Source organism: Lactonifactor longoviformis DSM 17459, from assembly GCF_900129135.1.
Taxonomy (GTDB): Bacteria; Bacillota; Clostridia; order Lachnospirales; family Lachnospiraceae; genus Lactonifactor; species Lactonifactor longoviformis.
Genome location: NZ_FQVI01000002.1, coordinates 341,019 through 365,099, shown reverse-complemented (window position 1 = coordinate 365,099; position 24,081 = coordinate 341,019). Strand labels below are relative to the sequence as shown.

37 protein-coding genes are annotated in these 24,081 nt (G+C 43.3%); 35 read left to right on the top strand and 2 right to left on the bottom strand.

Features of this window, described 5'->3' with window-relative positions:
* Positions 1-21 precede the first annotated feature (21 nt).
* Genes murB through BUA56_RS04210 form a run of 4 tightly spaced genes read left to right on the top strand, consistent with a single transcriptional unit; the run spans position 22 to position 3,058 of the window.
* Complete coding sequence (gene murB / locus BUA56_RS04225; RefSeq protein WP_072849259.1) at positions 22-933, top strand: UDP-N-acetylmuramate dehydrogenase; 912 nt, start codon at positions 22-24, stop codon at positions 931-933.
* A gap of 15 nt (positions 934-948) precedes the next feature.
* Positions 949-1,830, top strand: coding sequence for an RNase adapter RapZ (gene rapZ / locus BUA56_RS04220; RefSeq protein ID WP_072849257.1), 882 nt, complete (start codon positions 949-951; stop codon positions 1,828-1,830).
* An 8-nt stretch (positions 1,831-1,838) separates the two neighbouring features.
* Positions 1,839-2,801 carry a DNA-binding protein WhiA gene (gene whiA / locus BUA56_RS04215; RefSeq protein ID WP_479724295.1) on the top strand — a complete coding sequence of 321 codons (963 nt, stop codon included), beginning with the start codon at positions 1,839-1,841 and terminating at the stop codon, positions 2,799-2,801.
* A gap of 2 nt (positions 2,802-2,803) precedes the next feature.
* Complete coding sequence (locus tag BUA56_RS04210; protein ID WP_072849255.1) at positions 2,804-3,058, top strand: HPr family phosphocarrier protein; 255 nt, start codon at positions 2,804-2,806, stop codon at positions 3,056-3,058.
* A gap of 101 nt (positions 3,059-3,159) precedes the next feature.
* Here the strand turns inward: BUA56_RS04210 and BUA56_RS04205 are convergent, their stop codons facing one another.
* Positions 3,160-4,044, bottom strand: a complete 885-nt coding sequence (locus BUA56_RS04205; protein ID WP_072849253.1) for a helix-turn-helix transcriptional regulator — start codon at positions 4,042-4,044, stop codon at positions 3,160-3,162.
* A 224-nt stretch (positions 4,045-4,268) separates the two neighbouring features.
* Here BUA56_RS04205 and BUA56_RS04200 point away from each other — a divergent pair, with 224 nt between their 5' ends.
* Together BUA56_RS04200 and BUA56_RS04195 are read left to right on the top strand one after the other, a co-directional pair.
* Positions 4,269-5,285: a zinc-dependent alcohol dehydrogenase gene (locus tag BUA56_RS04200; protein ID WP_158640973.1), complete on the top strand. Its 1,017-nt coding sequence runs from the start codon at positions 4,269-4,271 to the stop codon at positions 5,283-5,285.
* 12 nt (positions 5,286-5,297) lie between these two features.
* Entirely contained in the window at positions 5,298-6,686 is a 1,389-nt protein-coding gene (locus BUA56_RS04195) for an MFS transporter (protein ID WP_072849250.1), read from the top strand.
* A 64-nt stretch (positions 6,687-6,750) separates the two neighbouring features.
* Here BUA56_RS04195 and BUA56_RS04190 read toward each other — a convergent pair whose 3' ends face one another.
* Positions 6,751-7,503 (bottom strand): GNAT family N-acetyltransferase, encoded by a 753-nt coding sequence (locus tag BUA56_RS04190; protein WP_072849249.1) that lies wholly within the window; start codon positions 7,501-7,503, stop codon positions 6,751-6,753.
* 157 nt (positions 7,504-7,660) lie between these two features.
* Between BUA56_RS04190 and BUA56_RS04185 the strand changes: the two genes are divergently transcribed.
* The 29 genes from BUA56_RS04185 to rpmJ all read left to right on the top strand — a co-directional run bounded on the left by BUA56_RS04185 (position 7,661) and on the right by rpmJ (position 23,919).
* Positions 7,661-9,049, top strand: coding sequence for an aminopeptidase (locus BUA56_RS04185; protein WP_072849247.1), 1,389 nt, complete (start codon positions 7,661-7,663; stop codon positions 9,047-9,049).
* Positions 9,050-9,167: 118 nt separating this feature from the next.
* Positions 9,168-10,253, top strand: a complete 1,086-nt coding sequence (locus BUA56_RS04180) for a PspC-like choline-binding domain-containing protein (protein WP_072849245.1) — start codon at positions 9,168-9,170, stop codon at positions 10,251-10,253.
* A gap of 424 nt (positions 10,254-10,677) precedes the next feature.
* Complete coding sequence (gene rpsJ, locus BUA56_RS04175; protein WP_072849244.1) at positions 10,678-10,995, top strand: 30S ribosomal protein S10; 318 nt, start codon at positions 10,678-10,680, stop codon at positions 10,993-10,995.
* Positions 10,996-11,191: 196 nt separating this feature from the next.
* Entirely contained in the window at positions 11,192-11,827 is a 636-nt protein-coding gene (gene rplC / locus BUA56_RS04170) for a 50S ribosomal protein L3 (RefSeq protein WP_072849243.1), read from the top strand.
* Positions 11,828-11,856: 29 nt separating this feature from the next.
* Positions 11,857-12,477 (top strand): 50S ribosomal protein L4, encoded by a 621-nt coding sequence (rplD, locus tag BUA56_RS04165; RefSeq protein WP_072849241.1) that lies wholly within the window; start codon positions 11,857-11,859, stop codon positions 12,475-12,477.
* Positions 12,477-12,776, top strand: coding sequence for a 50S ribosomal protein L23 (gene rplW / locus BUA56_RS04160; protein WP_072849240.1), 300 nt, complete (start codon positions 12,477-12,479; stop codon positions 12,774-12,776). The genes rplD and rplW overlap by 1 nt, the downstream gene beginning before the upstream one ends.
* Before the next feature lie 111 nt (positions 12,777-12,887).
* Positions 12,888-13,733: a 50S ribosomal protein L2 gene (gene rplB / locus BUA56_RS04155; protein ID WP_072849239.1), complete on the top strand. Its 846-nt coding sequence runs from the start codon at positions 12,888-12,890 to the stop codon at positions 13,731-13,733.
* Between the two features lie 15 nt (positions 13,734-13,748).
* Complete coding sequence (gene rpsS, locus BUA56_RS04150) at positions 13,749-14,030, top strand: 30S ribosomal protein S19 (RefSeq protein WP_072849237.1); 282 nt, start codon at positions 13,749-13,751, stop codon at positions 14,028-14,030.
* A 31-nt stretch (positions 14,031-14,061) separates the two neighbouring features.
* Positions 14,062-14,448: a 50S ribosomal protein L22 gene (gene rplV, locus BUA56_RS04145; protein ID WP_072849236.1), complete on the top strand. Its 387-nt coding sequence runs from the start codon at positions 14,062-14,064 to the stop codon at positions 14,446-14,448.
* Positions 14,449-14,459: 11 nt separating this feature from the next.
* Positions 14,460-15,116: a 30S ribosomal protein S3 gene (rpsC, locus tag BUA56_RS04140; RefSeq protein WP_072849235.1), complete on the top strand. Its 657-nt coding sequence runs from the start codon at positions 14,460-14,462 to the stop codon at positions 15,114-15,116.
* A 2-nt stretch (positions 15,117-15,118) separates the two neighbouring features.
* The gene (gene rplP / locus BUA56_RS04135; protein WP_072849233.1) at positions 15,119-15,556 is read left to right on the top strand and encodes a 50S ribosomal protein L16; all 438 of its coding nucleotides are present in this window, start codon (positions 15,119-15,121) and stop codon (positions 15,554-15,556) included.
* Positions 15,546-15,755 (top strand): 50S ribosomal protein L29, encoded by a 210-nt coding sequence (gene rpmC, locus BUA56_RS04130; RefSeq protein WP_072849232.1) that lies wholly within the window; start codon positions 15,546-15,548, stop codon positions 15,753-15,755. The genes rplP and rpmC overlap by 11 nt, the downstream gene beginning before the upstream one ends.
* A gap of 18 nt (positions 15,756-15,773) precedes the next feature.
* Positions 15,774-16,031: a 30S ribosomal protein S17 gene (gene rpsQ, locus BUA56_RS04125; protein WP_072849231.1), complete on the top strand. Its 258-nt coding sequence runs from the start codon at positions 15,774-15,776 to the stop codon at positions 16,029-16,031.
* Positions 16,032-16,075: 44 nt separating this feature from the next.
* Complete coding sequence (rplN, locus tag BUA56_RS04120; RefSeq protein ID WP_072849229.1) at positions 16,076-16,444, top strand: 50S ribosomal protein L14; 369 nt, start codon at positions 16,076-16,078, stop codon at positions 16,442-16,444.
* A gap of 11 nt (positions 16,445-16,455) precedes the next feature.
* A complete protein-coding gene (gene rplX, locus BUA56_RS04115; protein ID WP_072849228.1) occupies positions 16,456-16,767 on the top strand; it encodes a 50S ribosomal protein L24 in 312 nt (103 codons plus the stop codon).
* 22 nt (positions 16,768-16,789) lie between these two features.
* Positions 16,790-17,329: a 50S ribosomal protein L5 gene (rplE, locus tag BUA56_RS04110; RefSeq protein ID WP_072849227.1), complete on the top strand. Its 540-nt coding sequence runs from the start codon at positions 16,790-16,792 to the stop codon at positions 17,327-17,329.
* Positions 17,330-17,346: 17 nt separating this feature from the next.
* Entirely contained in the window at positions 17,347-17,532 is a 186-nt protein-coding gene (locus BUA56_RS04105) for a type Z 30S ribosomal protein S14 (protein ID WP_072849226.1), read from the top strand.
* A 43-nt stretch (positions 17,533-17,575) separates the two neighbouring features.
* Positions 17,576-17,977: a 30S ribosomal protein S8 gene (gene rpsH, locus BUA56_RS04100; protein ID WP_072849223.1), complete on the top strand. Its 402-nt coding sequence runs from the start codon at positions 17,576-17,578 to the stop codon at positions 17,975-17,977.
* Positions 17,978-18,215: 238 nt separating this feature from the next.
* Entirely contained in the window at positions 18,216-18,755 is a 540-nt protein-coding gene (rplF, locus tag BUA56_RS04095) for a 50S ribosomal protein L6 (RefSeq protein WP_072849221.1), read from the top strand.
* A 17-nt stretch (positions 18,756-18,772) separates the two neighbouring features.
* Positions 18,773-19,141, top strand: a complete 369-nt coding sequence (gene rplR / locus BUA56_RS04090) for a 50S ribosomal protein L18 (protein WP_072849219.1) — start codon at positions 18,773-18,775, stop codon at positions 19,139-19,141.
* Positions 19,142-19,160: 19 nt separating this feature from the next.
* On the top strand, positions 19,161-19,670 hold the full coding sequence (rpsE, locus tag BUA56_RS04085) for a 30S ribosomal protein S5 (RefSeq protein ID WP_072849217.1): 510 nt from the start codon (positions 19,161-19,163) through the stop codon (positions 19,668-19,670).
* Between the two features lie 13 nt (positions 19,671-19,683).
* The gene (gene rpmD / locus BUA56_RS04080; protein WP_072849215.1) at positions 19,684-19,866 is read left to right on the top strand and encodes a 50S ribosomal protein L30; all 183 of its coding nucleotides are present in this window, start codon (positions 19,684-19,686) and stop codon (positions 19,864-19,866) included.
* Positions 19,867-19,888: 22 nt separating this feature from the next.
* Positions 19,889-20,329, top strand: coding sequence for a 50S ribosomal protein L15 (rplO, locus tag BUA56_RS04075; RefSeq protein WP_072849213.1), 441 nt, complete (start codon positions 19,889-19,891; stop codon positions 20,327-20,329).
* Positions 20,329-21,642, top strand: a complete 1,314-nt coding sequence (gene secY / locus BUA56_RS04070) for a preprotein translocase subunit SecY (protein WP_072849211.1) — start codon at positions 20,329-20,331, stop codon at positions 21,640-21,642. The genes rplO and secY overlap by 1 nt, the downstream gene beginning before the upstream one ends.
* Before the next feature lie 102 nt (positions 21,643-21,744).
* On the top strand, positions 21,745-22,389 hold the full coding sequence (locus BUA56_RS04065; RefSeq protein ID WP_072849209.1) for an adenylate kinase: 645 nt from the start codon (positions 21,745-21,747) through the stop codon (positions 22,387-22,389).
* A 3-nt stretch (positions 22,390-22,392) separates the two neighbouring features.
* Positions 22,393-23,148, top strand: coding sequence for a type I methionyl aminopeptidase (gene map, locus BUA56_RS04060; protein WP_072849207.1), 756 nt, complete (start codon positions 22,393-22,395; stop codon positions 23,146-23,148).
* A 7-nt stretch (positions 23,149-23,155) separates the two neighbouring features.
* Positions 23,156-23,440, top strand: a complete 285-nt coding sequence (locus BUA56_RS04055) for a KOW domain-containing RNA-binding protein (RefSeq protein WP_072849205.1) — start codon at positions 23,156-23,158, stop codon at positions 23,438-23,440.
* 21 nt (positions 23,441-23,461) lie between these two features.
* Positions 23,462-23,680, top strand: coding sequence for a translation initiation factor IF-1 (gene infA, locus BUA56_RS04050; protein ID WP_005950464.1), 219 nt, complete (start codon positions 23,462-23,464; stop codon positions 23,678-23,680).
* Between the two features lie 125 nt (positions 23,681-23,805).
* Positions 23,806-23,919 (top strand): 50S ribosomal protein L36, encoded by a 114-nt coding sequence (rpmJ, locus tag BUA56_RS04045; RefSeq protein ID WP_003497809.1) that lies wholly within the window; start codon positions 23,806-23,808, stop codon positions 23,917-23,919.
* The last annotated feature ends 162 nt before the right edge of the window (positions 23,920-24,081 follow it).

Genomic DNA, 24,081 nt, shown 5'->3' with positions numbered 1-24,081 from the left:
AGGGAAGCAGAGGTTAGACAGTTGAAGGAAAATATAGTAAATGAATTTTGCAGCATAGTAGGAAGTGATAACGTTTGGACGGATGAGCCTATGTGTAATCATACCACCTTCCGCATCGGAGGACCGGCGGATTACTATCTGTGCCCCCACTCCATTGAAGAGATACAAAGGATATTACATACCTGCCAGGAGGCGGAGGTACCCTATTTTATTCTTGGGAACGGAAGCAATCTGCTGGTGAGTGATAAAGGTTACCGGGGAGCAATCATCCAGATCTACCGGAACCTGAGTGATATCCTGGTGGAAGGCACACTGCTCACAGTAAAGGCAGGGGCACTGCTTTCTCAAGTCGCCAGAAAAGCGATGGAATATGGGCTTACCGGATTTGAATTCGCAGGAGGGATCCCCGGGACACTGGGGGGAGCGGTTGTAATGAATGCAGGTGCCTATGGAGGAGAGATGAAGGATGTCCTTCAGGAGGTGGTGGTGATGACCAACGAGGGAGAGGTCTGCTGCCTGAAAGCGGAGGAATTGAAGCTTGGTTACCGGACCAGTATAATCAAAGAATCCGGCTATATTGTCCTGGAGGCGGCCATCCGGCTTATGCCTGGGGAAAAAGAAAAAATCAGGGAAAGAATGAACGAGCTGCGTGACAGAAGGGTGAGCAAGCAGCCTCTGGAATATCCCAGTGCAGGCAGTACATTTAAACGTCCCCAGGGATATTTTGCGGGGAAGCTTATCATGGATGCCGGACTTCGGGGGTTTGCAGTGGGAAATGCTCAGGTTTCTGATAAGCACTGCGGTTTTGTAATCAATAATGGAAATGCCACAGCAGAAGAGGTGAGGGAGCTCATCCGTCAGATCATTGAGAGAGTGTATGAGAATTCAAATGTAACCCTGGAACCGGAAGTGAAGTTTTTGGGAGAATTCTGACAGGAGGAGTAAAAGATGCGTTTTGTGATAGTGACTGGAATGTCCGGGGCTGGCAAGAGTACCGCTCTCAAGATGCTTGAGGATGCGGATTATTTCTGCGTAGATAATCTGCCTATCCCTTTGATCGAAAAATTTGCACAGCTTATGGTTGCCAGCGAGGCCAGTGAGATACAAAAGGTTGCCCTGGGCGTGGATGTCAGAAGCGGCCAGGCGTTGGGGGAATTGGAAAAGGTCCTGGAGGGGCTTACTCTGGCCGGCTTCAAGTATGAGATTCTTTTTTTGGATGCCAAGGATTCCGTGCTGGTGAAACGATACAAGGAGACCCGCCGCACCCATCCCCTTGCCGGGAATGGGCGGGTGGACCAGGGCATTGCCAAGGAACGCGGAAGGCTGGAATTTTTGAAAAAACATGCGGATTATATTATCGATACAAGCTATCTCCTCACCAGGGAACTAAAAGGAGAGATTGACAAGATTTTTGTCCAGAATCTGGAATTCCGTAGCCTTGTAATTACGATACTGTCCTTTGGATTCAAATATGGAATACCGGGTGACTCCGATTTGGTGTTTGATGTACGTTTTCTGCCAAATCCATATTACATCGAAGAGCTTCGGCCTCTGACCGGAAATGATGAACCGGTCAGGGATTACGTAATGGGATTTGACGTGTCACATGAGTTTTCTGATAAACTGGAGGATATGATACGGTTTTTAATTCCTAATTACATAATGGAAGGAAAAAACCAGCTGGTTATCAGCATTGGCTGCACAGGCGGGAAGCACCGTTCGGTAACTCTGGCCAATGAACTCTACAGAAGGCTGAGTCAGGAGACTGAATTTGCCCTGCGGGTAGAACATAAAGATATAACAAAGGATGCGTTCCGCAAAAAAATATAAGGCAGGTAATGAAAATGTCTTTTTCCGGACAAGTAAAGGAAGAATTATCCAGGCACATCAGCGAAGCCAGACACTGCCAAATCGCTGAGCTGGCCGCAATTATAGGGTTTTGCGGAAGGATTACGCCGTCGGGTCAGGATGGATTTATGCTGACTATGCACACAGAAAATGAATATGTAGCAAGAAAGTACTTTACATTATTGAAAAAAACATTTAATATAGATACTGATATCTGCGTCAGACAGAATCCATCGCTACATAAGAACAACGGTTATACCGTTTTGGTGGATGCGCCGGAAGATACTGTACGTGTTCTGCAGGCGGTCAAGATACTGAGTTCGGATATGCAGATAGCACCTCACCATAATCTGGTGAACCAGATGGTGGTTCAAAAAAGCTGCTGCAGACGGGCATTTATCAGAGGTGCGTTTTTGGCATCAGGGTCTCTAAGCGATCCTCAGAAGTTTTATCATTTTGAGATTGTCTGCAACACCAGAGAGAAAGCAGTGCAGATGCAGGAACTGATATGCAGCTTCGGCGTGGATGCTAAAATCGTAGGCAGAAAAAAGTATTTTGTAGTCTACATTAAGGAAGGCGCCCAGATCGTAGAGATTCTGGGGATTATGGAAGCCAATGTTTCTCTCATGGATCTTGAAAATGTGAGAATACTAAAAGAGATGAGAAACAGCGTCAACCGTAAAGTTAATTGTGAAACTGCTAACATAAACAAGACAGTGAGTGCGGCAGTTAAGCAAATAGAGGATATTAAATATATCCAAAAAACCATAGGATTTCATGAGCTCCCGGAGAACCTGGAAGAGATAGCTAACCTGAGGTTAGAATATCCGGAAGCTACCTTAAAGGAACTGGGGATGTTGTTATCACCTCCCGTTGGGAAATCCGGAGTGAACCATAGACTTAGAAAGTTGAGCAGCATGGCAGAAGAGTTGAAAGGACACAAGGAGGAGTAAGTATGATCAGGAAACCAATTACTATCAAAATCTCAAACGGCTTAGAGGCGCGCCCTATTGCATTATTAGTACAGGTTGCGAGTCAGTATGAGAGCAGCATCTACGTAGAAAGTGAAGCAAAAAAGGTCAATGCAAAGAGCATTATGGGAATGATGAGTTTAGGATTGGATTCAGGAGAGTCTGTTACAGTTTCTGTGGAGGGAGCAGACGAAGCAGAAGCTATGGAGAGCATTGAGAAATATCTGAGCAGCAAGTAGTATAACGGAGAACAAAAGGACTGTCGAATAAAAGCATTCCCGCAGGAATCAAGAGTTTTAAACTTGATTTTCCTGCGGGAATGTTTTTTGTTATTCCCCTGTCACCTTGTTTTTCTGTATTCTGACATAGACATATGCTCCATTTCTTTAAAGAGCTTCTGAAGCGACTTTGGAGAGGCGAATCCCACAATATGGGCGATTTCCTCAATAGAGTAATCTGTATTGCAGAGATAGTCTTTGGCATATTCCATGCGCAGTATGCTTAGAGTCTTGCTGAAAGTGGTTCCGAAGAGAGACTGAAATACTCTGTTTACATGTCTGGGGGCGATATTCAAATGTGCAGCTACACTGTCTATGGTGATTTCATGCTGGTAGTTCATATGGATATACTTGGAAGCCTCCAGCCCTAGGTTTAGTATACCGTCAGGCTTTTGCTGTGACGATACTTTATCATTAATATGCCGAAGTGCCTGTATAAAAAACTGGTAAAATAAAACATTGGTTACAGAAGCCCAGCCAATCTTTTTTTCCTTCATTTCATTCCATATTTGATTCAAAAGTCTGGTGCCGTGGAAGGTTTCCCTGGACAGCAGATACTTCTCATGAACGATCAAATCCAGCACTTGCTGGATTTCTTTATATTCCAGAGCGCCAAACAGCGATTTTGAGGATACTTTGGAGACAAAATCGAAGATAATCACAAAATATTCCTTTTTTTCATTTGGTTCATGAAATACGTGGTGATTAATATTAGGAGAAAGATAAAGAACCTCTCCGGCAGAAAGGGTCAATTCCTGTTCTTGTACCAGGACATGCAGACGGCCGCTTGTTACATAATAAATTTCATAGTATGGGTGATAATGTCGGAATTCTACCGTGGAACTGTTCAGCTTTTCTGCATATTGAATCATAAAATCGAAATCAGGCATGGTGACAGAGGTTATATATTTTTGATATAGATTATCGGGGTTATAGATATTATCCAATCGGAATCACCTCACTGGCAGTTTGTTTACAAAATTATGAGTGAATTTTAGCACAAATAAACAATAAAGTAAATATAAATGATAGAAAAGAGACATATTAGAGAAAAATATGTCTTTCAGGTCAATTGAATTTAGAAATAATAGCTAATATAATTCATGTATCAGAGAAAAATATGTGCATAATGTTCCGGGGAACAGGATGCGGCTATTATGGAGGTATGGATATGGCTAAAATGAGACAACTGTGGTTTGTAGCGGAGAATAAAGTAGAGGTGCTGGAGGTAGATATCCCGCCTGTACTTCCGCGCCAGGTGAAGATTAAGATTGCCTACGCGGCTCTCTGCGCAACAGATGTACATCAGGTAACAATGGGGGTGCTGGATGCGAAACCGCCCATGGCGCTGGGGCATGAAGCGTCAGGAATTATTGAGGAAGTCAGTCCGGAAGCCGCTGCTGCGGGTTATCAGGTGGGAGACAAGGTGGCATTGTATCCGGTAACCAGCTGCGGTATATGCGAACAGTGCAAAAAAGGGATGCCTCAGTATTGCGTTCATTCCCAGACAACCGGTGCATTCGCAGAGTATGTGGTCACCGATATCAGCGCAGTCTTTAAGATTCCCAAGGATGCTGATCTCATGCATTATAGCCTGGTGGAACCGGCAAACTGCACTGTGCGGGCACTGGATCTTGCACCTATCCGTCACGGGGCAACTGTGGCCATAGCAGGTGTGGGCGGGATTGGCTCCATTATGCTGAATATGATTCTCCTCTCAGGAGCGTCTAAAGTAACCGCTATTGATCCGGTCGAGGATAAGAGAAATATGGCGCTGGACATGGGAGCCTTACATGTGATAGATCCCTTTCATGAAGATGTGGAGGCGAGGGCTATGGAGATAACCGGGGGTGAGGGGTTTGACATGGTTTTTGAGTTCTCGGGTTCTCCGAAGGCAGCCGAAACTCCTTTGAAAATTCTGGCTAAATGTGGAACGGCGGTATATTTCGCAGTATTCCCTCCGACCTTTGAAATGCCTCTGAACTTATATGACTTATACAGGAAGGAAGGCCGGATACAGACGGTATTTACCACAACGTCTATTATGAACAGAACGATTAATCTGATTCCGAGAATGCAGCTGGATAAAATAATTGGAAAAGTAATGCCTCTTAGGGAGGGGGCAGAGGCTTTTGCTCTATTTCATAAATCTATTTATCCTAAAATTCTGCTGGACTGCTCAAATTAGGAGGATGACTGCATGGGTACAAAAACAGAGAACAAGGAAAAACTATCTGCGTTTCGTGTAATTGGCTATGCCTCAGGGGACTTCGCAAATAATTTCAGCTGGGCACTTGTATCAGGCTATCTGCTGTATTTCTGGACCGATGTTGCACTTATTCCTGCGGCTCTCTGCGGCACATTCATGCTTCTTTCGAAAGGGATTGATGCTGTCAGTGATCCCATTGTAGGGGCATTAGCAGACCGGACAAAGTCTAAGTGGGGAAGATACCGCCCCTGGATCATATTTGCGGCGGTTCCTATGCTGATTTTCAATATTATGAGCTTTACAGTGTTTCCTTCTGACAATGTAAATGTGCGGGCAGTGTATGCTTTGGCGGTTTATGTGGTTTTAGTAATCGCTTATACCTGTGTGAATATTCCATATTCTGCTATGCCGGCCGCCATAACCAGGGATGACAATGAACGCTCCAAGTTGTCGAGCTGGCGTATGACAGGAGCTTTTATTGCAACCCTGATACTGTCCCAGGGGGTGCTGAGGGTTGTTAACTTTGCAGGTAAGGGAGATGAGGCCAAAGGCTATTTTTATGCAGCTATAATTTTTTCTGCCATAGCTTTTCCTATCTATTTATTCTGTTTTAAGACGACTAGAGAGACAGTTGACATTCCCATGACAGAAGAGAAGATGAGCTTAAAAGAATATGTGAGGGTTTTAAAAGGCAACCGTCCGGTTCACATACTGATTATATCCTTTGTGTGCTGGGGATTCTACGAGGCAGCAATAGGGGCTGTGAGAATGTACTACTTTAAGTATTATGTAGGAGATGCCAATCTGTTTATGCTGAACTCAAGCCTGATGTTTCTGGGCAGGGTATTTGGAACATATTCTCTGGCTTTTCTGGTAAAAAAAGTTTCCAATAAGAGAACACTTCCTCTGATTGGATTTATGGCCAGTGGAATACTTATGGTAATTATGAATTTTCTGCCTGTACATACCCAGACAGGTCTAAACTCATATCATTTTATGACATTCCTGACAGGAATCGGCGGGGGGCTTGGCCTTGCTTCTCTTTTTGGAATGGTTCCGGATTGCTCGGAATACACACAATATAAATATCACACCCATGCCATTGGATTTATCTCAGCGTTTATCAACTTCGCATTTAAGCTGGGAATGGCATTTTGTACTGCTTTTATAGGATGGATCTTAAGTGCCCTGGGATATATGGCAAATGCAGAGCAGAATACTTCTGTACTGACTGCCATTAACCTGACAATGAACGGAATCTGCGGCATTTTGCTCATAGGGGCAGCAGCAGCTCTGATTTTCTATGGAATTGATAAAAAGACCTATGCGGGAATGAGAAGGGAGATAGAAAAGAAGATAGAAGAGAGTCATGAATTATAAAAGCTATAGGGAAGGAGCTGTCCTGATAATGTTATTTCGGGACAGCTCCTTGTGCTTCTTTGAGCTATTCTGCATCCTTCTGGCGGAACCAGTAGGTATAAAAATCTTCGTATCCAAGAGCAGAATACAGGCGTTTCGCCGGTTCATTGCCCTTTACTACCTGGAGGTATGAGGAGGAGGCCCCCTGACGAATACCCTCCTGAATGATCGCGGTGCAGATTGCCCGTCCCCAGTGCATTTTCCGGTACAGCTCTTCCACGTGAATGGCATACAGGCCAATGTATTCCCGGTCCAGTATCCCAAGGCCGGTGGCAGCTATCTGTCCATCAACTTTGATAGAGGCGGCAATGGTATCTTTAGGGATAGCCCGGTACATGGAGGGAACAATGGAACGGTGTATGGGATTGGTGGTTCCTTTCAGGCGGAAAAGCCCCTGGATCCATTCAGCGGGGATATAGTGATCCAGATGCACGTCACAGGACTGAGGCGCACAGGAAAATTTCTCCAGATCCATAGTCATCACTTCTGTGATGTGACTGATGTTGTAACCCCTCTCTGCCAGCATCTGGTCAAATGCGCTGTCTACGAGAGGACTGATCTTAAAGATAGTGGGTGTGCCCCAGTCTTCGTAGACACTTTCACAGTAGCTTATTTTTTCCCTCAGGGGAATAGTGGATGGACCCAGCTGCTCCACACTGTTGGTGCGGTGGGTATAAAAATAAGAAAAGCGCAGAATCCAGCTGTCATATATCTGCATTTGATGAGAGGGCCAGGCATTCAGAGAAAGGTCCTCAATCATTTTTATCTTCCGTTTCATAATAGTTCTCCCTCATTTGGTTGTAAGAGCAATTCTATCCACATTATAGAATAGGCGCCGGAAACTGGCAAGTATAATCTTAGGTGCTCCGTTACTTGCGGGAAGGGGGAAAAAAGGATATAATCAGATAATAGAAAAGAAAGGCAGGTAATTACATATGGACATAAAGAATGCATGGATTAAGTATAGAGGGAACGACAGGGAGAAAGTCCTGGACTTTGCAGAGGGGTACAAAAACTTTCTGTCTGCCTGCAAGACAGAGAGAGAATGTGTAGACAGAATTATAGGGGAGGCCAGGGAGCAGGGGTATCTGGATCTGGAAGAAGTTATCCGCACGGGCGCATCACTCAAACCGGGCGATAAAGTGTATGCCAATAACATGGGGAAAGCCCTGGCACTGTTTCAAATCGGGAAAAAACCTTTGGAGCACGGCATGCGGATCCTGGGCGCCCATATTGATTCTCCCAGACTGGATCTGAAACAGAATCCTCTCTATGAAGAAGGAGAACAGGCACTTTGGGAGACACATTATTACGGCGGAGTAAAAAAGTATCAGTGGGTTACCCTTCCTATGGCTGTCCATGGAATTGTAGTGAAAAAGGATGGTACCAGGATAGCGCTGAATATTGGGGAACATGAGGAGGATCCGGTGGTTGGGATCTCGGATCTGCTGATTCATCTGTCCGGTAAGCAGCTTGCGAAAAAGGGAAATGAGGTAATTGAGGGGGAAGATCTCAATGTGCTTGTGGGCAGCTGCCCGGTTTCTGAAGGAGAAGACGAGGAAAAAGAGCCTGTGAAAGCCCGGGTGCTGCAGATTTTAAAAGAAACCTATGAGATAGAAGAAGATGATTTCCTGTCAGCAGAGATTGAGATTGTGCCGGCAGGTCGGGCCAGGGACTGCGGCCTGGACAGGAGTATGATCATGGCTTACGGCCATGATGACAGAGTATGCGCCTATCCTTCCTATCAGGCCATGTTCCGGGTGAATGAACCGGAATATACTTCTGTGTGCCTTCTGGTAGACAAAGAAGAGATTGGGAGCGTAGGAGCTACCGGAATGCAGTCCAGATTTTTTGAAAATATGGTGGCGGAGGTCATGAATGCGGCAGGAGATTACAGTGAATTGAAGGTTCGCCGGGCTTTGAGCCGCTCCAGGATGCTTTCCTCTGATGTGAGTGCGGCATTTGATCCGAATTATCCGCAGGTTATGGAAAAGAAAAATGCGGCTTTTTTGGGAAAAGGAGTAGTTTTTAACAAATATACCGGAGCCCGGGGGAAATCAGGATCCAACGATGCCAATGCAGAATATCTGGGGAGTCTCAGAAAAGTGATGGACGACAATCAGGTAACCTTCCAGACCGCAGAGTTGGGGAAGGTAGACCAGGGCGGGGGCGGAACTATTGCATATATCCTGGCTAATTATAATATGGAAGTGATCGACTGCGGCGTCGCTGTTCTGAATATGCATGCACCCTGGGAGATTGCGAGCAAGGTGGACATTTATGAGGCGTACAGGGGCTATCAGGCATTTCTGAGAGATATGTAACAGATATCGAAAACGGCAGAAAAATGTTGGGAATGGAAGTTTAGGGTGTACAGATTCTCATTTCAATGGTAGTATAATACTGTATGATGTAAAATGAAAACAACGAGGAGAAAAAAACATGTCAAAGTTTCTGAAATTTATTGTAAACCTGATCGTGATATGTGTGGTCCTGGTAGCAGGGATGCTGATTGCCCCGCCTTTGTTAGGGGTGGATACCTTTATGATAGATGATGTGAGTATAGATTCGAACCTTCCCATGGGATCCGTGACCTACGCCAAGAGGGTGAAAAAGGAGAACCTTTCCGCCGGAGATAAGATTATGATTCAGGACGGAAAGCAAATTTATGAATACCAAATCGCTGATATGGATACCACCGCAGGTTCTTACACCCTGAAAAATCCTCACAATTCCAAGGCGGAGGAGCAGACCGTAGCACTTACTGCCACGGTGGCAAAGCCGGTTTTGACCGTGCCTTTTATCGCTTATGCGGTTATGGCCCTCCAAAGCAAGGAAGGGCTGATAATCATCGGACTTGGGGTTGTATTTCTTATTATTCTTTTCGTACTTGCCGAGCTGTGGAAAAAGGATACGGACGAAGAGGAAGAGGACGACGAAGATGAGGATTATGAAGACGAAGACGAGGAAGATGATGAGGATGAGCCAAAGAGCAGACGCCAGTTAAAAAAAGAAGCGAAGCGGGCAGAAAAAGAGGCGAAGAAAGAAGCCAGGAGGCGCCGCAAAGAGGGACTGGACGATGAGGACGAGGAAGAAGAACTGCCTCCCCCGGTCAGAAGAAAACCGGCTGCTCAGCCTCTGACGGAGAAACCGGCTGCTGCGTCCGCGGATGCTGTCCTTGAGGAAACATTGGCTTCTATTGCGGCGGGAGTTGCCGGAGTGAAAGAGTCAGAAGTTCCTGTACAGGAGGAGATTGTCCTGCCTCAGAGAGAGGAAGCAGATAACACGAAAACTATGGTTATGCCTGGGGCGGATGAAATCAAGGAAGCTGTCGCTGAGAAAGAAGATACGCCCGAGAAACCGCAGGTAACCAATACGCCGGAACCAGAGCTGCGCAAAGAAAAAATACGTCATACACCTTCTGCTCAGGAACTGCTGAACAAAGCAAACCGCAGCGGAGAAGAGCCAAAGGTGGAGGAAGATAAGGACGCCGGAGTTACACTCCTGGACTATACAGATTTGTTGTAGAAAGTACACCCTGCATGGTAGCGTGCAGGGTGTTTTGTATGAGTTTCTTCTATATTAAAGGTACATTTAGAAAGGCTTGCCGGAGACTTTTGACGCCTGCAATAATGCTGAAAAGAGAAGGTATGAAAAAAATGTATTTTTTGTAAAAAAACTCTTGCAATATTTTGGATTATCCTGTATACTGATTACTGTTGTGACATTGATAGCGAAGAAGCGTGAGGTTGCTGCAGGAATTGCAGGTTTTCCGTGGAGCGAATGTCAAGTTAAGAAACTGGCGACAAGTCACTGTACAAGTTGAAAATGTCTATCGAATCAGAAGAACGGGTAGAAACTACGTGTGAAACAATTTATGACACACACGGGAATGTGTACAGTCACCGCTTGTCGTACTGCTAATAAGTGCGAAAAGGAGGCGACTTTTTTTATGGCAAGTCAAGTAATGAGAATCACATTAAAAGCTTACGATCATCAGTTAGTAGATGCATCCGCAGGCAAAATCATTGAAACTGTAAAAAAGACCGGATCAGTAGTGAGTGGACCAGTTCCCCTGCCTACAAAGAAAGAGGTAGTTACAATTCTTAGGGCGGTACACAAATACAAAGATTCCAGAGAGCAGTTCGAACAGAGAACTCACAAGAGGCTCATCGATATCATTACACCTACACAGAAAACTGTGGATGCGTTATCTCGCTTAGAGATGCCTGCAGGTGTTTACATTGATATTAAAATGAAACAGAAATAATAGTGAGAGAAATTATCCTACAAGGTTGATATATAAATAGAAACGCCACACTGCTAAGTTCAGAAGGACTTCACTAAGTATTGCGGCGTACGTTCGCACTAGGTTCGCGCCAAGTGCTTACAGTATATTAACTTTCTGTCTAGGATGATTGCACAAAACAGTGTAATCCGCTGTAGATTAAACAGGAGGTAAAAAAATGAAGAAAGCAATCTTAGCTACTAAAGTCGGAATGACTCAAATCTTCAACGATGACGGAGTGTTGACTCCGGTAACTGTATTGCAGGCAGGTCCTTGTGTGGTAACCCAGGTTAAAACACAGGAAAACGACGGATACAGCGCAGTACAGGTTGGATTCGGCGACAAAAGAGAAAAGTTAGTCAACAAGCCAATGAAAGGACAGTTTGAGAAAGCAGGTGTTTCCTGCAAGAGATTCGTTAGAGAATTCAAGCTGGACGGAGCGGAAGAATATACTTTGGGACAGGAAATCAAAGTTGATGTTTTTGAGGCAGGAGACAAAGTTGATGCCACCGCTACTTCCAAAGGAAAAGGATTCCAGGGCGCAATCAAGAGACACGGACAGTCCCGCGGACCTATGGGCCACGGTTCCAAGTTCCACCGTCATGCAGGTTCCAACGGCGCTGCATCCGATCCGAGTAAGGTGTTCAAGGGCAAAAAAATGCCGGGTCAGATGGGCAACAAAAAGATTACTGTTCAGAATCTGGAAGTTGTAAAAGTAGATGCAGAAAATAATCTGTTATTAGTAAAAGGTGCTGTACCAGGACCTAAAAAATCTTTAGTGACAATCAAGGAAACTGTGAAAACTGTTAAATAAGTTTTTTTCAGGAAAGGAGGAACACACAGATGGCAAACGTATCTGTTTTTAATATGGAAGGCAAAGAAGTTGGAACAATGGATCTGAATGACGCAGTGTTTGGTGTGGAAATTAACGATCACTTAGTTCATTTAGCAGTTGTTCGTCAGCTTGCAAATAATCGTCAGGGAACGCAGAAAGCAAAAACACGTTCAGAAGTTCGCGGCGGCGGAAGAAAACCATGGAGACAAAAAGGAACTGGTCATGCAAGACAGGGTTCAACCAGATCTCCTCAGTGGACAGGCGGTGGAGTGGTATTTGCTCCCACACCGAGAGACTATGATATGAAGATGAACAAAAAGGAAAGAAGAGCAGCGTTAAAATCCGCTCTTACATCCAGAGTTCAGGAAAATAAACTGATTGTTCTTGATGAACTGAAATTAGATGAAGTAAAAACTAAAGCAATGCAGAATGTATTGAACAACCTGAATGTTTCAAAGGCATTAGTTGTATTAAACGACAATGACAGCAATGTGGTATTATCCGCAAGAAACATTCCTGGTGTAGTAACTGCGTTACCTAATACCATCAATGTATATGATGTATTAAAATATAATACAGTTATTCTTACAAAGGCTGCTGTTGCTTCGATCGAGGAGGTGTACGCATAATGGCAAACATTCAATATTATGATGTAATCCTTAAACCAGTAGTGACTGAAAAGAGTATGAATGCTATGGGAGAAAAGAAATATACTTTCTTAGTACACCCGGAAGCAAATAAAACCATGATCAAAGAAGCTGTTGAGAAAATGTTCGAGGGTACAAAAGTAAAATCTGTTAACACCATGAACAATGACGGCAAAAAGAAAAGACGCGGTATGACAATCGGCCGCACAGCAAAGTCTAAAAAAGCAATTGTTGCTTTGACAGAGGACAGCAAAGATATCGAAATCTTTGAAGGACTTTAAAATTAACGGATAATGATAGAGACAGCGGCTGAGAGAAATTAATCCATTATTCAGTCGCGTAGCAAAACGCTAGGATGCGTTGTAAAACGAGAACCGAAAGGAGAGATAGTAATGGGAATTAAGACCTATAACCCATATACACCTTCCAGAAGACACATGACCAGCTCCGATTTCCAGGAGATTACAAAATCTACACCGGAGAAATCCCTGGTAGTGTCACTGAAAAAGAACGCTGGACGTAACAATCAGGGTAAAATCACAGTAAGACACCGCGGAGGCGGAAGCAGAAGAAAATATAGAATCATCGATTTTAAGAGAAGAAAAGATGATGTACCGGCAACTGTAACAGCTATCGAGTACGATCCCAACAGAACAGCTAATATCGCTTTGATCACCTATGCAGATGGTGAAAAAGCATATATCCTGGCTCCGGATGGATTAAAAGTGGGCATGAAGGTTATGAACGGCCCTAACGCAGAAGTAAGAACTGGCAATTGTCTTCCTCTTTCAGAGGTGCCGGTTGGTACTATGATACACAACATCGAGTTATATCCTGGAAAGGGCGGACAGCTGGTTCGTTCTGCAGGCAATGGCGCACAGTTGATGGCGAAAGAAGGCAAGTACGCAACACTTCGTCTGCCTTCAGGAGAAATGAGAATGGTTCCAATCATCTGCAGAGCATCTGTCGGTGTGGTTGGAAACGGCGAGCACAGCCTTATTAACATTGGTAAAGCAGGACGTAAGCGTAACATGGGTATCAGACCTACTGTCCGCGGTTCTGTTATGAACCCCAATGACCATCCACACGGCGGTGGTGAAGGTAAGACAGGAATCGGCCGTCCGGGCCCATGTACTCCTTGGGGTAAACCTGCTCTTGGCCTTAAGACAAGAAAGAAAAATAAGCAGTCTAATAAATATATCGTAAGAAGAAGAGATGGCAAAGCATTAGCTAAATAAAGGAGGTTAGAACTAATGGCTCGTTCACTGAAAAAAGGACCATTTGCAGACAAAAGCTTACTGAAAAAAGTAGATGCAATGAATGCTGCAGGTGATAAAACAGTTATTAAAACCTGGTCACGTCGTTCTACAATCTTCCCTCAGTTCGTTGGACACACAATTGCTGTCCACGACGGAAGAAAACATGTGCCGGTATATGTTACAGAAGATATGGTTGGACACAAGCTTGGTGAGTTCGTGGCAACCAGAACCTATAGAGGACATGGAAAAGACGAGAAAAGATCAGGAGTTCGTTAATTATTCGTAGTCGAGAAAGGAGGACTTATCCATGGCAAAAGGACATAGATCCCAGATAAAAAGAGCAAGAAATGCAGTGAAAGATACAAGACCGTCTGCTAAATTATCTTATGCGAGAATGTCAGTACAGAAAGCTTGTTATGTATTAGATGTAATCCGCGGCAAAGATGTTCAGACAGCGCTTGGTATTTTGACATATAACCCAAGATATGCATCCAGCGTAATTAAAAAATTATTAGAATCAGCAATCGCTAATGCTGAGAATAACAACGGAATGAATGTTGAGAATCTCTATGTGGCTGAGTGCTATGCCAACAAGGCACCAACTATGAAGAGAATCAAACCAAGAGCTCAGGGTAGAGCATATAGAATTGAGAAAAGAACAAGTCATATCTCTATCGTATTAGATGAAAGATAAGGAGGGCAAACATGGGACAGAAAGTTAATCCACACGGCCTCAGAGTCGGTGTGATCAAAGACTGGGATTCCAAATGGTATGCAGAAGGCGATTTTGCTGACTATTTAGTAGAAGACTATAATATCAGGACTTTCCTGAAAAAGAAATTATACAGTGCAGGTATCTCTAAGATTGAAATCGAAAGAGCTTCCGACAGAGTAAAAATTATCATTTATACAGCTAAGCCGGGTGTGGTAATCGGCAAGGGCGGATCTGAAATTGAGAAAGTAAAAGCTGAACTTCATAACTATACAGACAAAAAATTAGTTGTTGATATCAAAGAAGTAAAAAGACCAGACAAAGATGCTCAGTTAGTAGCAGAAAATATTGCACTGCAGTTAGAGAACCGTATCTCTTTCCGCCGTGCTATGAAATCTACTATGTCCAGAACTATGAAGGCTGGAGCAAAGGGAATCAAAACTTCCGTATCCGGACGTCTCGGCGGAGCTGATATGGCCCGTACAGAGTTCTACAGCGAAGGAACCATTCCTCTTCAGACTTTAAGAGCAGATATCGATTATGGCTTCGCTGAGGCAGATACAACCTATGGTAAGGTAGGTGTTAAGGCCTGGATTTATAATGGCGAAGTACTTCCAACTAAAGGAACTAAGGAAGGGAGCGATAAATAATTATGTTAATGCCTAAAAGAGTAAAACGTCGTAAACAATTCCGCGGATCCATGAAAGGAAAAGCATTAAGAGGAAATAAAATCAACTACGGTGAATACGGCCTTGTTGCTACAGAGCCATGTTGGATTAAGTCAAACCAGATTGAGGCAGCCCGTGTTGCCATGACTCGTTACATCAAGCGTGGCGGTCAGGTTTGGATTAAGATTTTCCCGGATAAACCAGTAACAGCGAAACCAGCAGAAACACGTATGGGTTCCGGTAAGGGAGCTTTGGAATACTGGGTAGCAGTAGTGAAACCAGGCCGTGTAATGTTCGAAATTGCAGGTGTTTCTGAAGAGACAGCCCGTGAAGCATTACGTCTTGCTATGCACAAGTTACCATGTAAATGTAAAATCGTTTCTCGCGCAGACTTAGAAGGCGGTGATAACAGTGAAAATTAATAAGTATGTAGAAGATTTAAGAACAAAATCAGCTACAGAATTACAGGAAGAATTAGTAGCTGCTAAGAAAGAACTCTTTAATTTGAGATTCCAGAATGCAACGAATCAATTGGACAATACAAGCAGAATCAAAGAGGTTCGTAAAAATATTGCCAGAATCCAGACAGTGATCGCCGAGATGGCGAATGCTGCTGAGTAATCAAAGGAGGCATAAATCGTGGAAGAAAGAAATCTTAGAAAAACACGTACTGGTAAAGTAGTGAGCAATAAGATGGACAAAACTATCGTAGTTGCTATTGAAGACCATGTAAAACATCCTCTTTACAAGAAAATCGTAAAGAGAACCTATAAATTAAAAGCGCATGATGAGAGCAATGTATGCAACATCGGCGATACCGTAAAAGTAATGGAAACAAGACCTTTATCCAAGGATAAGAGATGGAGACTTGTGGAAGTAGTAGAAAAAGTTAAATAATTTGATAGATAATTTACGAAAATTCGTGAAGGAGGAATACCAGCATGATTCAACAGGAAAGTAGACTTAGAGTTGCTGATAACACCGGTGCAAAAGAAATCCTGTGCATCAGAGTTATGGGCGGTTCTACTAGAAGATATGCTAATATCGGCGATGTGATCGTTGCTACTGTCAAAGATGCAACACCAGGTGGAGTTGTGAAAAAAGGCGACGTTGTAAAAGCCGTAGTTGTTCGTACTGTAAAAGGCGCTCGCCGTAAAGATGGTTCTTACATCAAATTTGACGAGAATGCAGCCGTTATTATTAAAGATGATAAAACACCAAGAGGAACTCGTATTTTTGGACCAGTAGCCAGAGAGCTTCGTGAAAAACAGTTTATGAAAATTGTTTCCTTAGCTCCGGAAGTATTATAGGAGGTACTCTAATGTCAACATTTAAGATTAAAACAGGCGACACTGTAAAAGTGATTGCCGGCAAAGATAAAGATAAAGAGGGTAAAGTAATTTCTGTGAATCCTAAAAACAGCACAGTTGTTGTGGAGGGGGTAAACATGATTACAAAGCATGAAAAACCTTCTATGGCCAACCAGCAGGGCGGTATTGTAAACAAAGAAGCACCTATCCAGGTTTCTAATGTAATGTATCTGCACAAAGGTACTCCTACCAGAATTGGTTTCAAGGTAGAGGGTGACAAAAAAGTGCGTATTGCTAAAAAAACCGGAGAGGTTATCGATTAATTAGGAGAGGAGGCCATTCAAAGTGAGCAGACTGAGAGAGATGTACGAAAATGAGATCGTAGATGCTATGGTCAAAAAGTTTGGATATAAAAATGTCATGGAAGTGCCAAAACTCAATAAAATCGTTGTAAACATGGGTGTTGGTGAAGCCAAAGACAATGCAAAGCTGTTAGACGCAGCAGTTGCAGATATGGAACTGGTAACAGGACAGAAAGCAGTTCTGACAAAGGCAAAGAATTCTGTTGCTAACTTCAAAATCAGAGAAGGAATGCCGATCGGTTGTAAAGTAACATTAAGAGGCGAGAAGATGTATGAGTTCGCGGATCGTCTTATCAACCTTGCATTACCGCGTGTACGTGACTTCAGGGGTGTAAACCCTAACGCATTCGACGGAAGAGGTAACTACGCACTGGGTATTAAAGAACAGTTGATTTTCCCTGAAGTGGAATATGATAAAGTCGATAAAGTAAGAGGTATGGATGTTATTTTCGTAACAACTGCTAAGACAGACGAAGAAGCCCGTGAATTATTGACATTATTCAATATGCCGTTTGCAAAATAGAATAGGAGGGAAATTTCATGGCTAAAACAGCAATGAAAATCAAACAGCAGCGTAAACCTAAATTCTCTACAAGAGAATATAACCGTTGCAGAATCTGTGGACGTCCACATGCATACTTAAGAAAATATGGAATCTGCAGAATCTGTTTCCGTGAATTAGCTTATAAAGGACAGATTCCTGGAGTGAAAAAGGCAAGCTGGTAGGCAAGCCCTGTAGAAATATAAGGAAGAAGGAGGCAACTTCAAAATGACAATGAGCGATCCAATCGCAGATATGCTTACAAGAATCCGTAATGCAAATACTGCAAAACATGATACCGTCGATGTTCCTGCATCTAAAATGAAACTTGCTATTGCAGATATCCTTGTGAACGAAGGTTACATCGCAAAATATGATATCATCGAAGACGGCAATTTTAAGACAATCCGTATGACATTAAAATACGGTGCAGATAAAAATGAAAAAATCATCACAGGCCTGAAGAGAATTTCCAAACCAGGTTTACGTATCTACGTAGGCAAAGAAGAACTGCCAAAAGTACTTGGCGGCCTGGGAATTGCAATCATCTCTACAAACCAGGGTGTAATCACCGACAAAGAGGCAAGAAAACTCCAGGTAGGCGGAGAAGTCCTGGCATTTGTCTGGTAGGCTGTGAACGCCCGTCGCGAACCTTAGTGAGTCCGAGCCAAAGGCGGCAGACGAACTTAGTTGAGCGACGTGTAAATCCATTGCTTCACACTATATTAACAAATATTATCTAGGAACTTCATAATTTTCCTATATAATAAAACAAATGTGGTAATTTGAACATTTGTACAAATCACTGAAAACAGAAGGGAACCACATAAGCGTCCCTTCCGAAAATCTAAGTAAGGAGGAAAATGGTATGTCACGTATCGGAAGACTGCCTGTAGTTGTTCCAGCCGGCGTAGAAGTTAAAATCGCTGAGAACAACGTGGTGACTGTAAAAGGTCCAAAGGGAACACTTGAAAGAGCGTTGCCAGTAGAGATGGAAATTAAGTTAGAGGATGGTCAGGTAATTGTTACAAGACCAAACGATTTGAAAAAAATGAAATCTTTACACGGTTTAACCAGAAGTCTGGTTCAGAATATGGTAACCGGCGTCAGCGAAGGTTATGCTAAGATTCTGGAAGTAAACGGTGTAGGTTATAAAGTTCAGAAACAGGGTAAGAAATTAGTACTGTCCTTAGGCTACTCTCATCCAGTAGAAATGGAAGATCCGGAAGGATTAGAGTCCGTAGTAGATGGAAATAAGATTACTGTTAAGGGTATCGACAAAGAAAAAGTTGGCCAATACGCAGCTGAAATCAGAGACAAGAGAAGACCTGAGCCTTACAAAGGAAAAGGTATTAAGTATGCTGATGAAGTTATCAGACGTAAAGTTGGTAAGACTGGTAAGAAATAATTAAGGAGAGTGTAAAAATGGTTAGTAAAGTATCAAGAGCGAAAGTTCGCGCAAAAAAGCATAGAAGATTACGTAATCATCTAAGTGGTACAGCTGCAACTCCTCGTTTGGCTGTATTCAGAAGCAATAATCATATGTATGCTCAAATTATTGACGATACAGTTGGAAAAACACTGGTTTCCGCTTCTACACTTCAGAAAGATGTGAAAGCAGAGTTAGAGAAAACCAATAACGTTGACGCAGCAGCATATTTAGGAACCGTAATCGGTAAAAAAGCAGTTGAAGCAGGTATTAAGCAGGTTGTCTTTGACAGAGGCGGCTTCATATATCAGGGTAAAATTCAAGCATTAGCAGACGCAGCCAGAGAAGCTGGGTTAGAATTCTAGAAAAGGAGGTCAAGAACACATGAAACATTCTATTATTGATGCTAGTCAATTAGAATTAGAAGAAAAAGTAGTATCAATCAAGCGTGTAACAAAGGTTGTTAAAGGTGGTCGTAACTTCCGTTTCACAGCTTTAGTGGTTGTTGGTGATGGCAATGGCCATGTTGGCGCTGGTTTAGGAAAAGCAACTGAGATTCCTGAAGCAATCCGCAAGGGAAAAGAAGATGCAATGAAAAAATTAGTGACTGTAGCTAGAGACGATAAGGGAAGTATTACACATGACTTCATCGGTAACTTCGGAAGCGCATCTGTATTATTAAAGAGAGCTCCGGAAGGTACTGGTGTTATCGCCGGCGGCCCGGCTCGTGCGGTAATTGAGTTAGCAGGTATTAAAAATATCCGTACCAAGTGCCTGGGATCCAGAAATAAACAGAACGTAGTACTTGCTACCATTGCAGGATTAAGTCAGTTAAAAACTCCGGAAGAAGTTGCAAAACTCCGCGGAAAATCTGTTGACGAGATCTTTGCATAAGGAGGATTAGAAAATGGCAGATAAATTAAGAATCACATTAGTAAAATCCACAATCGGAGCAGTTCCAAAGCACAAAAAAACAGTGGAAGCCTTAGGCTTGAGAAAGCTGAACAAAACTGTTGAGATGCCGGACAACGCCGGAGTTCGTGGAATGGTTCAACAAGTAAGACACTTAGTGAAAGTGGAAGAAATTTAATACAGGTTAAGGAGGTGCCATAATGGATTTATCAAGTTTAAAGCCAGCAGAAGGTTCCAGACAGAGCGATAACTTCAGAAGAGGCCGTGGACACGCTTCCGGAAATGGTAAAACAGCCGGTAAAGGCCATAAAGGTCAGAAAGCACGTTCAGGCGCTAAAAGAGTAGGCTTTGAAGGTGGACAGATGCCTTTATATAGAAGAATTCCAAAGAGAGGCTTTACCAATAGAAATACGAAAGATATCGTAGCTATTAATGTAAGCGCTCTGGAAAGATTCGAGGATGGTGCAGAGGTTACTGTGGCTGCTTTATTAGAAAGCGGAGCAATCTCTCACGCAAGGGATGGAGTTAAGATTCTCGGCAACGGGGAGCTGACAAAGAAACTGAATGTAAAAGTAAACGCAGTTAGCGAAGGTGCTAAAGCTAAAATTGAAGCCGCAGGTGGAACAGTAGAGGTGATCTAATGTTAAAGACTCTTCAAAATGCTTTTAAGGTCAAAGATATTAGACGTCGAATCCTTTATGTGTTAATGATGTTAGTTGTGATCCGTATCGGATCACAGCTTCCTATCCCCGGCACAAACCCGGACTTCTTTAAGAATTGGTTTGCACAGCAGTCCGGAGATGCATTCAATTTCTTTGATGCATTTACAGGGGGATCTTTCACCCAGATGTCTATCTTTGCACTGAGTATCACTCCATATATCACATCATCCATCATTATTCAGCTTCTCACCATTGCAATACCGAAGCTGGAGGAGATGCAGAGGGATGGAGAGGACGGAAGGAAGAAACTGACTGCTATCACAAGATATGTGACAGTGGGACTTTCCATATTTCAATCTGTTGCTATGGCAATCGGATTCAAGGGTAACATAATTGACGATTTCAACTTTGTCAATGCAGCTGTAGTAGTGGTATGTTTGACTGCCGGTTCTGCAATGCTTATGTGGATAGGTGAACAGATTACAGAAAAGGGTGTGGGAAATGGTATTTCCATCGTATTGATGATCAACATCGTTTCCAGAATCCCAAGTGACCTTATGAGCTTGTTCGAGAGTTTTGTAAAAGGCAAGACGATTGCCAGAGGTGCATTAGCTGCAGTGATTATTCTTGCAATCATTCTGATAGTAATCGTGCTGGTGCTAATCCTGAATGGCGGAGAGCGCAAGATCCCGGTGCAGTATTCCAAAAAAATGCAGGGAAGAAAGATGGTGGGCGGTCAGTCTACGTTTATTCCTTTGAAGGTAAATACGTCTGGCGTTATACCGATTATCTTTGCATCCTCGCTGATGTCTTTTCCCACAATTATTGCAGCTTTCCTTGGAAAGACCAATGGTACGGGAATCGGCAGCCAGATTATGAAGGCTCTTACATCCAATAACTGGTGTAATCCAAGTCAGCCTGTGTACAGTTTGGGATTATTGCTGTATATAGTTTTAGTAATCTTTTTTGCTTACTTCTATACATCTATTACTTTCAATCCCTTGGAAATAGCAGATAATATGAAGAAGCAGGGCGGATTTATTCCGGGTATTCGTCCCGGCAAGCCGACCACAGAATATCTGAATAAAATCCTGAATTATATTATTTTCATCGGGGCCACTGGATTGATCATCGTAGCCGTTATCCCTATTTTCTTTAACGGCGTGTTCGGTGCCAATGTTTCCTTTGGAGGAACGTCTATCATTATCGTTGTAGGTGTTGTTCTTGAGACAATTAAGCAGGTCGAGTCTATGATGCTGGTACGTAATTACAAGGGATTCTTAAACGATTAGAAACAGACGCGGGATTTCATATATGGTGTACCCACATTTTCGTGGGTGCACTAAAATGCTATTGAGACTTAATTTTAGATGTATACAGGGAGGTATAAGTCTATGAAAGTTATCATGCTGGGAGCACCAGGTGCAGGAAAAGGAACGCAGGCTAAGAAAATTGCAGCAAAATATACAATTCCCCACATTTCTACCGGGGATATTTTCAGGGCGAATATTAAAAACGGAACCGAACTGGGCAAGAAGGCCAAAACCTATATGGATCAGGGGCTTTTGGTGCCGGATGAACTGGTTGTGGACCTTGTGGTTGACAGGGTACAGCAGGCCGACTGTGAAGAGGGTTACGTTCTGGACGGGTTTCCAAGAACCATCCCCCAGGCGGAAAGTCTGGATGAGGCTCTGAAAAAACTGGACCAGAAAATTGATTATGCAATTAATATAGAGGTTCCCGACGAGAATATTATCCGCCGTATGTCGGGACGCAGGGCATGCGTGGGCTGCGGAGCAACCTACCATGTAGTTTACAATCCTCCGAAAAAGGAAGATGTGTGCGATGTATGCGGAGAAAAGCTGATCCTGAGAGACGACGATCAGCCGGATACAGTAAAAAAACGTCTGGACGTATATCATGACCAGACACAACCGTTAATTGACTACTATGAAAAGTCAGACGTATTAAAAGAGGTGGACGGCACTATGGATATGGAAGACGTATTCAGCGCCATTACCGCCATATTAGGAGCTTAAACAATGTCAGTATCGATTAAAACTGCTAGAGAGATTGAACTTATGAGAAAGGCCGGACAGCTGCTGGAGCAGGTGCATGATGAACTGGAACGGTTTGTTCGTCCGGGCATCTCCACCCTGGATATTGATCGCTATGGAGAGAAATTAATCCGGGATTTGGGATGCGTACCTAATTTTCTGAATTATAATGGTTACCCGGCATCTATCTGTGTTTCTGTGAACGATGAAGTGGTGCACGGGATACCCAATAAGCATCATATCTTAAAAGATGGGGACATTGTCAGTCTGGATGCCGGCCTGATTTATCAGGGATATCACTCAGACGCGGCACGTACCCATGCAGTTGGAACAATCAGCGCGGAAGCTAGAAAGCTGATAGAAGTAACAAGACAATCCTTCTTTGAAGGGATCAAATTTGCCAGGGCAGGAAATCATCTCTATGAAATCTCTGCTGCCATTGGTGCCTATGCCGAGAGCTTCGGCTATGGCGTCGTACGCGATCTGGTAGGACATGGAATCGGGACGCATCTCCATGAGGACCCTCAAATCCCTAATTTTCCCCAGAAACGCAGGGGAATCCGGCTTCAGCCTGGTATGACACTGGCTATTGAGCCTATGATCAATCAGGGCAGGGCGGATGTGGCGTGGCTGGATGATGACTGGACGGTTGTCACAGAGGATGAATCCTTATCCGCACATTATGAAAATACGGTTCTTATTACAGACGGGGAACCCGAGATTCTGACTCTCAGCAGGTAGGCGGCCTATGGTAGAGTTAAGAGCAGGAATGCTTGCCAGATCAAAAGCCGGCCATGATGCGGGAAAAGTATTTGTCATAAAACAGGCGGATTCGGAATATGTGTATCTAGTGGATGGCCGCAGCCGGACGCTGGACCATCCAAAGAAAAAGAAAAGAAAGCATATTCAGGTGATTTTCCGCACCCCGTATACACTGGAAGAGGTATTTTCGGCAGGCAGAGGGGTTACCGACGAAGCAGTCAAGAAAGCAATCAAAGAATATAATAAGAATGTTCTTACAGAACGTGTATGAGAGATAATAGGAGGATTATATATGTCAAAGGCAGATGTTATTGAAGTAGAAGGTACTGTATTGGAGAAACTTCCCAACGCAATGTTCCGCGTAGAACTGGAAAATAAGCACGTAGTGCTGGCTCATATCAGCGGTAAACTCAGGATGAACTTTATTCGAATTTTACCTGGTGACAAGGTTACCATTGAATTATCCCCATATGATTTGTCAAAAGGAAGGATCATCTGGAGAGATAAATAAAAAAGTTTCCATTTTGTGCAAAAATTGCTTGCAATTTGTGTTGGACAATGATAAAATATAAAACGAACTTTTGTGCTGGCGTATGAAGATATGCCCATTGACGCATTAAGAAAGGAGGGTTACCAGTGAAAGTAAGATCATCTGTGAAGCCTATTTGCGAAAAATGTAAAATCATCAAAAGAAAGGGTAGCATCAGAGTTATCTGTGAAAACCCAAAACACAAACAGAGACAGGGCTAATTCCGTTAGGCTTGCTTTTGTGTGTAAGGAGTTAATGAAATAAACTCCTAATTTTTATGTGCGGCTGCAGTATGAACCACCAGGAGGTGTTGTTCATATTTGTTCAAATATATGGTGAAAATTGTTTATTCTGTCCAGAAATGGATATCCTTTATATATTCC

Coding starts and splice junctions, on each gene's coding strand:
- rapZ (WP_072849257.1), top strand. CDS start 949: ATGCGTTTTGTGATAGTGACTGGAATGTCCGGGGCTGGCAAGAGTACC.
- whiA (WP_479724295.1), top strand. CDS start 1,839: ATGAAAATGTCTTTTTCCGGACAAGTAAAGGAAGAATTATCCAGGCAC.
- BUA56_RS04210 (WP_072849255.1), top strand. CDS start 2,804: ATGATCAGGAAACCAATTACTATCAAAATCTCAAACGGCTTAGAGGCG.
- BUA56_RS04200 (WP_158640973.1), top strand. CDS start 4,269: ATGGCTAAAATGAGACAACTGTGGTTTGTAGCGGAGAATAAAGTAGAG.
- BUA56_RS04195 (WP_072849250.1), top strand. CDS start 5,298: ATGGGTACAAAAACAGAGAACAAGGAAAAACTATCTGCGTTTCGTGTA.
- BUA56_RS04190 (WP_072849249.1), bottom strand. CDS start 7,503: ATGAAACGGAAGATAAAAATGATTGAGGACCTTTCTCTGAATGCCTGG.
- BUA56_RS04185 (WP_072849247.1), top strand. CDS start 7,661: ATGGACATAAAGAATGCATGGATTAAGTATAGAGGGAACGACAGGGAG.
- BUA56_RS04180 (WP_072849245.1), top strand. CDS start 9,168: ATGTCAAAGTTTCTGAAATTTATTGTAAACCTGATCGTGATATGTGTG.
- rpsJ (WP_072849244.1), top strand. CDS start 10,678: ATGGCAAGTCAAGTAATGAGAATCACATTAAAAGCTTACGATCATCAG.
- rplC (WP_072849243.1), top strand. CDS start 11,192: ATGAAGAAAGCAATCTTAGCTACTAAAGTCGGAATGACTCAAATCTTC.
- rplD (WP_072849241.1), top strand. CDS start 11,857: ATGGCAAACGTATCTGTTTTTAATATGGAAGGCAAAGAAGTTGGAACA.
- rplW (WP_072849240.1), top strand. CDS start 12,477: ATGGCAAACATTCAATATTATGATGTAATCCTTAAACCAGTAGTGACT.
- rplB (WP_072849239.1), top strand. CDS start 12,888: ATGGGAATTAAGACCTATAACCCATATACACCTTCCAGAAGACACATG.
- rpsS (WP_072849237.1), top strand. CDS start 13,749: ATGGCTCGTTCACTGAAAAAAGGACCATTTGCAGACAAAAGCTTACTG.
- rplV (WP_072849236.1), top strand. CDS start 14,062: ATGGCAAAAGGACATAGATCCCAGATAAAAAGAGCAAGAAATGCAGTG.
- rpsC (WP_072849235.1), top strand. CDS start 14,460: ATGGGACAGAAAGTTAATCCACACGGCCTCAGAGTCGGTGTGATCAAA.
- rplP (WP_072849233.1), top strand. CDS start 15,119: ATGTTAATGCCTAAAAGAGTAAAACGTCGTAAACAATTCCGCGGATCC.
- rplN (WP_072849229.1), top strand. CDS start 16,076: ATGATTCAACAGGAAAGTAGACTTAGAGTTGCTGATAACACCGGTGCA.
- rplX (WP_072849228.1), top strand. CDS start 16,456: ATGTCAACATTTAAGATTAAAACAGGCGACACTGTAAAAGTGATTGCC.
- BUA56_RS04105 (WP_072849226.1), top strand. CDS start 17,347: ATGGCTAAAACAGCAATGAAAATCAAACAGCAGCGTAAACCTAAATTC.
- rpsH (WP_072849223.1), top strand. CDS start 17,576: ATGACAATGAGCGATCCAATCGCAGATATGCTTACAAGAATCCGTAAT.
- rplF (WP_072849221.1), top strand. CDS start 18,216: ATGTCACGTATCGGAAGACTGCCTGTAGTTGTTCCAGCCGGCGTAGAA.
- rplR (WP_072849219.1), top strand. CDS start 18,773: ATGGTTAGTAAAGTATCAAGAGCGAAAGTTCGCGCAAAAAAGCATAGA.
- rpsE (WP_072849217.1), top strand. CDS start 19,161: ATGAAACATTCTATTATTGATGCTAGTCAATTAGAATTAGAAGAAAAA.
- rpmD (WP_072849215.1), top strand. CDS start 19,684: ATGGCAGATAAATTAAGAATCACATTAGTAAAATCCACAATCGGAGCA.
- rplO (WP_072849213.1), top strand. CDS start 19,889: ATGGATTTATCAAGTTTAAAGCCAGCAGAAGGTTCCAGACAGAGCGAT.
- secY (WP_072849211.1), top strand. CDS start 20,329: ATGTTAAAGACTCTTCAAAATGCTTTTAAGGTCAAAGATATTAGACGT.
- BUA56_RS04065 (WP_072849209.1), top strand. CDS start 21,745: ATGAAAGTTATCATGCTGGGAGCACCAGGTGCAGGAAAAGGAACGCAG.
- map (WP_072849207.1), top strand. CDS start 22,393: ATGTCAGTATCGATTAAAACTGCTAGAGAGATTGAACTTATGAGAAAG.
- BUA56_RS04055 (WP_072849205.1), top strand. CDS start 23,156: ATGGTAGAGTTAAGAGCAGGAATGCTTGCCAGATCAAAAGCCGGCCAT.
- infA (WP_005950464.1), top strand. CDS start 23,462: ATGTCAAAGGCAGATGTTATTGAAGTAGAAGGTACTGTATTGGAGAAA.